Source organism: Pelotomaculum schinkii (genome assembly GCF_004369205.1).
Lineage (GTDB): Bacteria > Bacillota > Desulfotomaculia > Desulfotomaculales > Pelotomaculaceae > Pelotomaculum_C > Pelotomaculum_C schinkii.
The window spans coordinates 1-3,826 of sequence record NZ_QFGA01000007.1 but is presented as its reverse complement, the minus strand read 5'-3'; the positions used below and the strand labels follow the sequence as shown (position 1 = coordinate 3,826).

The window sequence follows — 3,826 nt, the reverse complement described above, 5'->3', positions numbered from 1 at the left end:
GCGACATCAGAATTTTCTGCAGTAAGAAGTGAAGAAAGCGGTTATCGATGGGTAGCTGAAAGTATTTGAAGGAGGTGGCTTGCAAAGATGTATATGAATAACTTTGAGTATTTGGCTCCCAAGACGCCTGGGGAAGCATTTGAAGTGGTGAGTCGTCTGGGAAGCAAGGCCAGGATTCTTGCCGGTGGCACAGACCTGCTGGTATTGATGAAAGACAAAATCATAAGCCCGGAATACCTCATTGACATCAACAACATTGAAGAGTTTAAAGGCATCAAATATGAGCCGGGTAAAGGTATGGAAATCGGCGCGACCACAAAGATTGCAGAGATTCAGTATTCTGAGATAGTGAAGGAAAAATACCCTGCTCTTGCCCATGCGGCAGGAGAGCTAGGTTCATCCCAGGTGAGGCACATGGGCACAATCGGCGGCAACAGCTGTAACGCATCTCCGTCCGGCGAGACCCCCACACCCCTGGTAGCTTATGGCGCTACGGTTGTAGTCAGCAGCGCTGCCGGTGAAAGGGAAATGCCACTGGAAGCGTTCATCCAGGGTGTCAGAAAGATCGACCTCAAGGAAGGCGAGATCCTGACCAAGTTTAAGCTGCCGGAACCCTCTCCGAAGTTGGTAGCCAAATATGCCTATATGGGCGCCAGGGACGCCAATGAAATTGACTGTGTCAACATGGCGGTCGCCCTTGAACTGGAAGCTGACAAAAAGACTGTCAAGAGTGTAAAACTGGTCATGGGCTCGGTTTTCATCAAACCGCTGGTATCCACAGCAGTTCCCGCACTCCTGACCGGGCAGAAATTTAGCGATGAATTAGCAGCGAAAGCGGCTGAAGCGGCTCAGGGCGAAGCGAAGCCGATTACCGACATCCGGGCCTCCGAGGAATACCGGAGCGAAATCGTAGGGGTGCTGGCCCGCAGACTACTCAAAGAGGCGTTTGCCGCCGCTCAGGAGGTGTAAGTGATGAAACAACTGATAAGCTTGGATATAAATGGCCGGGTTTATGATCTGGCTGTTAGCCCCAGGGACTTGCTGGCTGATGTAATCAGGAGAAAAGTAGGACTCACCGGCACCAAGAAAGGCTGCGGGATGGGCGACTGCGGGGCGTGCACCGTGCTGGTGGAAGGCAAACCCGTATTGTCCTGCATCACGCTGGCAATCACCTGCAACGGCAAGAAGATTACCACTGTAGAAGGGCTGGCCCTGCCGAACGGCGAACTGAACCCGCTTCAGGCGGCATTTGTCAACCATGGCGCGATCCAGTGCGGTTTCTGCACACCGGGCATGCTCATGTCGGCCACCGGGCTTCTGAACAGGAATCCCAAGCCCAGCATATATGACATCAAGCACGAGATGTCCGGAAACATCTGCCGCTGTACCGGTTTTAAGAGAATTATCGAAGCCATTGAAGTAGCTTCTGAAACGGGGGTGAAGTAATGGGAGCCTGGGATAAGAGAGAAAATTATGTACGTGAAGGGAAACCTTCATATCTGGATGAGAGAAGGTTCACCCAGATAGGAAAAAGCTTTCCGCGGATAGACGGCCCGGCCAAGGCTAAAGGTGAAGCGATTTATACCGCCGACATGGTGCTGCCGGGTATGGTGTATGGGAAAATTAAGCGCTGCAAGGAATACGCGCACGCCAAAATTAAAAAGATCGACTGCAGCAAGGCGCTGGCATTGCCGGGAGTACTGGCAGTACTCACCGGAGACGAAGCTCCCAACAAATGGGGTATCGTGCCCCAGTCGGCCAACGAGACCGCTCTGGCCGTAGACAAGGTTCGCTTTTATGGTGAAGGCGTGGCCGCTGTTGCCGCCATTGATGAAGAGACCGCTGAGGCCGCCTGCGACCTGATTGAAGTAGAATACGAGCCCCTGCCGGTGTTATTGGATCCCTTTGAGTCTATGGCGCGCGCAGATGAAGTACTGATTCATGAAGATAAACCGGGCAACTTCCTGCACACAGGTGAGCAGATCTACGGCGACGTGGACAAAGCCTTTGAAAAGTGCGAGTACATTTTAGAAAGAGAATTCAAAACCGGCCGGCCGCAGCACGGCTATATCGAGCCGATGTCCGCCTTGGCCAGCTATGACACCCAGAGCGGCCAGCTGCACCTGTGGGCCAGCAGCCAGGTTCCGCACTACCTGCACCGCCAGATGTCCATCGTATTAGAAATGCCCATGAGCAAGATCCGGGTTACGCTCCCCGCAGTGGGCGGCGGTTTCGGCGGCAAGGGCGAGGCAGCCTCATCGGAATTTGTGGCCTGCCTTCTGTCCCGTAAGATTGGCCGGCCGGTCAAAGTAACTTACGACCGTGATGAAGTATTCTTCACGAGCAAAGGCCGGCACCCATGCTACATGAAATGGAAAATCGGTCTGGACAAAGACGGTTATATCCAAGCTGTAGAATTTGACAATACTATGGACAAAGGCGCATACGCAGGCTGGGGCGTCGTGGTGATGTTCTACACCGCGTCGATGGTGCACCTGCCCTACAAAGTGCCCAATGCCCGTACCCATGTAAGGAACGTTTTTACCAACAAGCCCAGCTGCGGCGCCCAGCGTGGTCTCGGCGGCGTTCAGCCCAGGTTTGCCATGGAGTGCATGTTGGACGAGCTGGCTGAAATGATGGGGATCAGCCCGTACGAACTGAAGATGAAGAACGCCGTTGAGTCAGGCTATACCGCCATCAACAACATGTACGTGCCGCACACCGAGTACAAGAAATGCCTGCAGACCGCGGTAGAAAAATCGGGCTACCTGGAAAAACACGGCAAGCTGCCTTTCGGTAAAGGCATCGGCCTGGCCGGCGGCTATTACATTTCCGGTACCGCCTATACCCTCTACCAGTCATACAAGCCCCATACCTCAGTAACGCTGAAGGTAGACACCGAGGGCGGCGTGACCCTGCTTTGCGCGGCTGCCGAAATCGGCCAGGGCTGCATTACTGCCATGGCCCAGATGGCGGCTGAGGCGTTGGGCATCCATTTTGAAGACGTGCACGTTCAATTAGGTGACACGGAAATCGGCAGCTTCGACTTGGGTAGTTTTGCCAGCCGTTTAACCTATGCTTCCGGTTATGCCATCCTGGAAGCGGCCAAAGAAATCAACTTCAAGCTTAAAGAAATGGCCGGCGGATTGCTTGGCTGCCGGTCTGACCAGTTAACCATTAAAGACCGCAAGATCTATTCCATGTTCGAGCCCAAGTTCAATATCGACTGGGCAACAGTGGTGCAAAAATATGTCAACTCCGTTGGCGCTTTAAGTGCGGTCGGGCATTTCTCGCCGCCGCGGCGCAAAGGCATTGACATCATCACCGGCAACCGGGTGCAGGGCGCCAACATCGGCCACTCTCCCACATTTGGCTTCAGCTGCCAGATCCATGAGGTGGAAGTGGATACGGAAACCGGGCGTGTATATGACAGGAAGGTAACCGAGGCTGGCGACGTGGGTCAACCGATTAACCCGATGGCCGTGGATGGCCAGGTGGAAGGTTCCATCGTGTTCAACATGGGCGCATGCCTTTACGAAGATATGAAGTTTGACGCCAACGGCAAGCACCTGAACCCCAACTTCCACGACTACAAGTGCCCGACCTTCATGGAAATGCCGGATATGGACACCAATATGGTAGAGAGCTACGACCCGACCGCGCCGTTTGGAGTTAAGGAAACCGGTGAAGGCGCCGTTCAGCCGACCTTCCCGGCGATTACCAACGCGATCTATGACGCTATCGGTGTAAGGTTCTACGAAGTGCCGATTACTCCGGAAATGATCCTCAAGGCCTTAAAAGAAAAGAAAGAAAAAGAAGCTGGCTG

The 3,826-nt window shown here is 53.8% G+C and carries 3 protein-coding genes; all 3 read left to right on the top strand.

The features are described 5' to 3' along the window. The first annotated feature begins 87 nt into the window (after window positions 1–87). A complete protein-coding gene (locus Psch_RS20935; protein ID WP_190258802.1) occupies window positions 88–969 on the top strand; it encodes an FAD binding domain-containing protein in 882 nt (293 codons plus the stop codon). Between the two features lie 3 nt (window positions 970–972). Continuing rightward, entirely contained in the window at window positions 973–1,446 is a 474-nt protein-coding gene (locus tag Psch_RS20930; RefSeq protein WP_190258801.1) for a (2Fe-2S)-binding protein, read from the top strand. Next, window positions 1,446–3,826, top strand: a 2,381-nt coding sequence (locus Psch_RS20925; protein WP_190259631.1) for a xanthine dehydrogenase family protein molybdopterin-binding subunit, incomplete at its 3' end; no start/stop codon positions are given. The genes Psch_RS20930 and Psch_RS20925, both read left to right, overlap by 1 nt.

Bases quoted from the DNA above. Each gene is read 5' to 3' on its own strand.
- Psch_RS20930 (WP_190258801.1), top strand. From the start codon at position 973: ATGAAACAACTGATAAGCTTGGATATAAATGGCCGGGTTTATGATCTG.
- Psch_RS20935 (WP_190258802.1), top strand. From the start codon at position 88: ATGTATATGAATAACTTTGAGTATTTGGCTCCCAAGACGCCTGGGGAA.